The 6,377-nt window shown below is 72.6% G+C and carries 4 protein-coding genes; 2 read left to right on the top strand and 2 right to left on the bottom strand.

The window, feature by feature from the left end; all coding sequences use genetic code 11:
• Nucleotides 1-532: 532 nt before the first annotated feature.
• Together KILIM_RS24110 and KILIM_RS22610 are read right to left on the bottom strand one after the other, a co-directional pair.
• The gene (locus tag KILIM_RS24110; protein WP_006593821.1) at nt 533-2,179 is read right to left on the bottom strand and encodes a hypothetical protein; all 1,647 of its coding nucleotides are present in this window, start codon (nt 2,177-2,179) and stop codon (nt 533-535) included.
• A complete protein-coding gene (locus tag KILIM_RS22610) occupies nt 2,176-3,519 on the bottom strand; it encodes an ATP-binding cassette domain-containing protein (RefSeq protein WP_006593820.1) in 1,344 nt (447 codons plus the stop codon). The genes KILIM_RS24110 and KILIM_RS22610 overlap by 4 nt, the downstream gene beginning before the upstream one ends.
• Before the next feature lie 186 nt (nt 3,520-3,705).
• Between KILIM_RS22610 and KILIM_RS16260 the strand changes: the two genes are divergently transcribed.
• Both KILIM_RS16260 and KILIM_RS16255 read left to right on the top strand, forming a co-directional pair.
• Nucleotides 3,706-4,977 (top strand): aspartate kinase, encoded by a 1,272-nt coding sequence (locus tag KILIM_RS16260; RefSeq protein WP_006593819.1) that lies wholly within the window; start codon nt 3,706-3,708, stop codon nt 4,975-4,977.
• Complete coding sequence (locus tag KILIM_RS16255; RefSeq protein ID WP_006593818.1) at nt 4,974-6,089, top strand: aspartate-semialdehyde dehydrogenase; 1,116 nt, start codon at nt 4,974-4,976, stop codon at nt 6,087-6,089. The genes KILIM_RS16260 and KILIM_RS16255 overlap by 4 nt, the downstream gene beginning before the upstream one ends.
• Nucleotides 6,090-6,377: the final 288 nt, after the last annotated feature.

Genomic DNA, 6,377 nt, shown 5'->3' with positions numbered 1-6,377 from the left:
CCGGAAACACTATCGAACAGGATTTGTAACAGCAACGCTATTAATAGTTGAAATCCATTGCAGCGCAGGGGGATTCAGTTTCACTAAAGAGGCGATGAGTTTCGTTGGGACGCAAGCAATCTCGTGGCCATCGTCGACGCCCAGGGGGAGTGATCTGCATCACATAGCGTTTGGGCTGTGGGGCGCACCCATGCGGGCCGTCCGAGCCCGAGACAATCGACGCAGCCCGACCCACGGTCGTCTCCTCGCGAGGTAGAGCGCTCAGCCACCCCACCGCAGTGCCACCGGCACGCCTGGCTGCGCAGGTGCTGGCCGAAATCCTGGCCGCGGACGCCTGTCCGCGCCGACCCTGTCCGCGCCGACCCTGTCCGCGCCGACCCTGTCCGCGCCGACCCTGTCCGCGCCGACCCTGTCCGCGCAGGCGCCTGGCCGCCGACGCCTGGCCGCGGACGCCTAGACGCGCAGACGCCTGTCCGCGCCGACCCTGGCCGCCTGCCCCGACGACCTGGCCGGCGATGGCAATCGCACGCCCCTAGTCGTCGGCGAATCGTCGCAGCCCCGGGAGTCGGGCCACCCGGTGCCGCCAAGAGCCCGGCGCGTGCCCGACCCGATCCTGCGGAGTGCGCAGCCGGCGAGCCGAGAGCCAGAGCAGCGCGCCGGTCAGCAGCAGCGAGACTGCCACCCCGAAGGGCCACACCGGCCCGCCCGCCGGCGCCTCCGAGCCTGCTGACGCCTCATCGACGGGGCGCCCTGGGCAGTTCTCCACCGGCTCGTCGCCGGGGGCGGCGCGGGTGCCCCGGATGGCGTCGCTGAGCGCGTTGACAACGCTCGGACGCTCGGGCCCGGCTCCCAAGGCGTCGGCGAGCGTGACGAACGGGCTGAACGCTAGGACCGGCCACACTCGGTCGCTGCGGAAGCGGGTGATGTCTCGCTCTACGAGGACGCAGCCGTGCTCGTCCGCCACCGGTGTCCCTCCCTCCGGCGCGGTGCCGCCCAGGGCCGGGTCCAGCGTGACCGCCGCAACCCGCACAGGTGCCTGTGTGGTCTGTGGGGTCATCGCGACGAGCACCGCGTAGCCGATCAGCGTGCCGACCGACAGCACCGCGACCAGCACCTGCGTCAAGGCCATCGCGGCCGGGCCGCGGCGGATCGAGGCTCCCGCGAAGACTCCCAGGGCACCCGCGCAACCCGTCGCGGTGACCAGCGCCGCGACGGTGGCCAGCGGTGCCGCCAGCCCGGTCCCGTCGAGCACCGCCGCGACCAGCAACACCGGGGCGCCGAGCAGCAGGGCCAGCAGCCCGACCCCGCAGGCGGCCACCCAGGCGCCGAGCATCAACTGCCCCCCGGAGAGGGCCGTGAGCTGCAGCACCGGCAGCACCCCACGATCCCGGTCGCCCGCGACCGCTGAGCAGGCCAGCGCCGGGACGGCGAGCACGACCGCGACCAGCGCCGCGAACGACACGAGCCCCAACATCACCCCGACGCGGCCGCCCGTCGCGACCCACGCCAGACCGAGCAGCGCGTACGCCCCGGCCAGAGCTACGACGAACGTCACGACCAGCCGGGGCGTCCGCCACCAGCGCAGCGCATGGAGCTGCGCCGCGAGCATGACCCCGACCAGAGCGGGCCCCACCCTCGGCGGCCCATCGCCGCCGAAGCCGCCGGGCAGCACCCGACCCAGCACCGCCTGCGCGCGACCCGACAGCCCGGCGGCGCCGGAGCGGTGGCCACCCGACGCTCTGTTCGGGGAGGCGCGGCCGACGGGGGAGGCGTGACTGCTGTCGGGGGAAGCGTGGCCGGCGGGTGTATGCCCGGCCCCAGCGGATGCCGGCGTTGTCGCAGCCGCCTCGCCGCTCGCGCGAGCCCGCCGCGCCAGACGGGGCCAGCTCAGACGAGGCCAACGGGGCCGGAGCGGGTGGGCGCGCTGCTCCCGAAGCGCCGCCCGTTCGCGCAGCTCCCGTCGGGTCAACTGCTCGGGCGCCCGCTCTCGCAACACCCGCGCGGCGGCCGACGGCCTCGCCGCACCGTCGGCCACACCACCGTCGGCCACACCAGAGCCGGCCACACCAGAGCCGGCCACACCGGAGTCGGCCACACCGGAGTCGGCCACACCGGAATCGGTCGCGCTCCCACCAGTCGCCCCGTGACCGGCCGGACCGTGCCACGGTGCCCCGGTCACGACGGGTCCCCCTGCGTAGGCCCGCTCGGCGCGACCGGCGGGGATTGCCTCGATGCGTCCGGCGATGGACCGCTCGGTGCGTCCGGCGGCCGCCCGGCAGGCCCCGCAGCCGGGCACTGCTCGGGCGCCTGCACGACGGTGTGCGCGGACGCGGCGGTGTGCGTGGACGGTTCGGAGTCCGGTCGAGAGGGCCATGTTCCCGGGCTTCCCGCGGCCCCGACGTCCCCAACGGATCCGATGGCCGTCGGCGGCAGGAACCCGCGGATCGGGATCCCGGCGCGCACGAGCGCGGTGAGCAGCTCGGTGGCGTCCTGGTCTTGGGCCAGCACGACCTCGACGACCGTCGGCGCCTGCGGATCGGTGAGGTCGAACGCCGAGGCCGGCCCTCCGGCGCGGCCCCCGGCGTCGAGCGTCGAGTCCCGCGTCGGGCCCTGCGCCGAGCCCCGAGGTGAGCCGCTGTCGGGGTCGACCGCGTCCGGGTCGATGACGTCGGGCCCGGCGACGTCGACGTGTTCGACACCCAGGGTGTCGAGGCCGGCACGCAGGGCGTCCGCGTCGTCGGCGACGATGCGCCACCGCGTCGGACGCGGCAACCCGACCAGATCGTGGGAGGCAGCGATGCGGCCGCCGCGCAGCACGAGTATCCGGTCGGCGACGTCGTCGACATCGACCTGCGGATCCGCGCCCAGCACCACCGCGACCCCGCGGGCCGCCAGCCCGCGCAGCCCCGCCACGACCTCCGCCCGCTCGGCCGCCGGCAGCCCCGCGAAGGGTGCCTCCAACACCAGCACCCGGGGCCCGTGCGCCACCGCGCACGCCAACGTCAGGCGGCGGGACAGCCGCCGCGGCAGGTCCGTGGCCGGCACTCGCGCGTGGTAGATGAGATCGGCGGCGGTCAGCAGCGTTCGCAGCCGCCGCCGCGCCTCCCGCCGGGGGACCCCCTGCGCCCGCAACACCGTCTCCAGCACCTCTTGCACCCGCAACCGGCCCCAGTCGACGGGGTCCGCCGGCACCCACCCGACGACGGCGCGGGCCGCGACCCTCGCCGCGCGCGTGTCGTGACCGTTGAGCAGCACCCGCCCAGTGGTCGGGGCGAGTTGGGTGGCGATGAGCCCGAGTAGGGTGTGCGCCCCGCTGCCCGGCTCGCCGCTCACCGCCGTCACCGACCCGGCGGCGATGCGCACCTGCGCCCGCTGCAGGCCCGGATAGGAGTCCGCCCGCCGGCTCACATCGGCCAACTCGACGGCGACCGGGCGCGTGGCAGGGAGTCCGGCAGGCAGTCCGGCAGGCAGTCCGGCAGGCAGCCCGGCAGGAAGCGCGGTGGAGACGGCGCCGACCACGGCCCACCTCCTCTGCCACACCAGCCGGGCTGGCTCCCACTGCGTTTCGAGACCGCGGCGGCCGCAAACGCCCCCAGTTCCCATCGGCATCCCGTCCCGCGATTCGAGCAACGGGAGGTTCGAACCGCGGGCGGATTAGACTTCCTGCGACGTCGTTTTGTCCCCGATCCCCCAGCGGAGTGTGTCGTGAGCCTGGTCGTGCAGAAGTTCGGCGGTTCGTCGGTGTCCGATGCCGACAGCGTCAAGCGCGTGGCCCGGCGGATCGTGGAGACCCGACGCGCCGGCCACGACGTGTGCGTCGTGGTGTCGGCGATGGGTGACACCACGGACGACCTCCTCGACCTCGCCAAGCAGGTCAGCCCGCTGCCGCCGGCACGCGAGCTCGACATGCTGCTGACGGCAGGGGAGCGGATATCGATGGCGGTGCTCGCGATGGCGATCGCCTCCCTGGGTCACACGGCGCAGTCGTTCACCGGCTCGCAGGCCGGAGTCATCACCGATGAGGTGCACGGCAAGGCCCGCATCATCGATGTCACTCCCGGCCGCATCCGCAGCGCCCTCGACGAGGGGCACATCGCGATCGTCGCGGGCTTCCAGGGCGTCAGCCAGACGACGAAGAACATCACAACGCTCGGCCGCGGCGGCTCCGACACCACCGCCGTGGCGCTGGCCGCGGCTCTGAACGCCGACGTGTGCGAGATCTACACCGACGTCGACGGCGTCTTCACCGCCGACCCGCGGATCGTGCCCGCCGCCCGCCGGCTCGAGCGCCTCTCCACCGACGAGATGCTCGAGATGGCCGCCAACGGCGCCAAGATCCTCATGCTGCGGTGCGTGGAGTACGCCCGCCGCTACAACATCCCGATCCACGTGCGCTCGTCCTTCTCCCACAAGGACGGCACGCTCATCACGGACAAGCCAGCAGAAGGAGAAGCCGTGGAGGCCCCCATCATCGCCGGCGTCGCGCACGACCGCGGCGAGGCCAAGATCACCGTCGTCGGAGTGCCCGACCACCCCGGCATGGCGGCGCAGATCTTCCGCGTCGTCGCCGAGACCGAGGCCAACATCGACATGATCGTGCAGAACGTGTCCGCGGCCGAGACGGGCCGCACCGACATCTCCTTCACCCTGCCCAAGTCCGACGGCCAGCACGTCGTGCAGGCCCTCGACCGGGTGCGCGACCAGATCGGCTTCGAGTCGCTGCTGTACGACGACCACATCGGCAAGCTCTCGCTGATCGGCGCCGGCATGCGCTCCAACCCCGGCGTGAGCGCCACGTTCTTCCGCGCCCTGTCGGAGGCGAACATCAACATCGAGATGATCTCGACCTCGGAGATCCGCATCTCGGTGGTGACCCGCGACGACCAGCTCGACGACGGCGTGCGCGCCGTGCACAGCGCGTTCGGGCTCGATTCGGCCGACGGGGAGGCGATCGTCTACGGGGGCACCGGACGATGAACGAACGCAGCAAGCCCACGCTGGCGGTGGTGGGAGCCACCGGCGCCGTGGGCGGTGTGCTGCTGCAGTTGCTGTCCGAGCGAGTGGACGTCTGGGGTGAAATCCGGCTCATCGCCTCGGAGCGTTCGGCCGGCAAGGTGCTGCAGGTGCGGGGCGAGGACGTCGTCGTGCAGACCTTGGGCGCTGACAGCTTCGATGGCGTCGACGCCGCGATCTTCGACGTGCCCACGCAGGTGGCTCGAGAGTGGATTCCGCGGGCGGTCGATCGCGGCACGGCCGTTATCGACGCCACCAGCGCCTACCGCTCGGAGCCGGGCGTGCCGCTCATCGTGCCGGAGATCAACCCTTCGCAGGTGAAGAACCGACCCCGGGGCATCGTCGCGAGCCCGAACAGCACGACGTTGACGCTGATCGACGCCCTGTGGCCGCTGCACTCCGGGTGGGAGCTCGTCGAGTTGGTGGTGGCGACGTACCAGTCCGCCTCCGGAATGGGGCACAAAGGCATGGCGCGGCTCTACGCCGAGGCCGACGCCTTGTCGCACACCGCCGGGGTCGGCACCCACACGGGCGGGGTGCGCCGGCGGGTCGCGACGGGGTTGCCGCCGGAGTCGCCCTTCCCGGCTCCGCTGGCCTACAACGTGGTGCCGTGGGCGGGCACGCTGTGCGACGACGGGTGGAGCTCGGAGGAGTTGAAGATCCGCACCGAGATCCGTCGGGTCCTCGGTGTGCCCGACCTGTTGGTGGCCGCCACCTGCGTGCAGGTCCCCGTGGTCATCGGCCACTCGGTGGCTGTGCACGCCACGTTCCGACGCCCCCTGGGGGTCGAGGAGGCCCGCAACGCCCTCGTGCATGCCCCCAGCGTCGTGGTGCTCGACGACCCGGCCCACGACGAGTGGCCGACGCCCACCGACGTCGTCGGCTCGGATCCCACCTTCGTCGGCCGCATGCGCCAGTCCGTGGACTTCCCCAACAGCATCGAATTCTTCGTGGTCGGCGACAATCTGCGTCGCGGCAGCGCCCTGAACGTCGCCCAGATCGGCGAGCTCCTCAGCAAGGACCTGCAACAGCGCGAAACGGGCAAGGCCGCGCCGCGGGCGACGGACGGATTCTGAGCGATCGGCGTTGTTCGGCCGCCGCGGAACGGTGCCACCACGTGGCGTGACCCGGCTCACCTGTCGGGACGCTCCCAGGGAATGCTCAAACTCGTGGTTCGCAGGTCGAAAGGCCAGATGACGAGTGCTGTGAGCTGACGCTGGCGCATGCCTCGTCTCGGTGGTTGGGCGGGTTGCGGCGCATCGTGCGGGGCGGCGAATTCCTCCGGGGGAGAACCTCGAAGGCCCCACACGATGTGCCGCGACCCTGCCGCAGCCGACGCGGCGGTGGCACTCTGCGCTCCGCCG

Source organism: Kineosphaera limosa NBRC 100340 (genome assembly GCF_000298215.1).
GTDB lineage: Bacteria > Actinomycetota > Actinomycetes > Actinomycetales > Dermatophilaceae > Kineosphaera > Kineosphaera limosa.
Note: the sequence above shows the minus strand (reverse complement) of the source record. Positions and strands in the feature narration are given on the sequence as shown.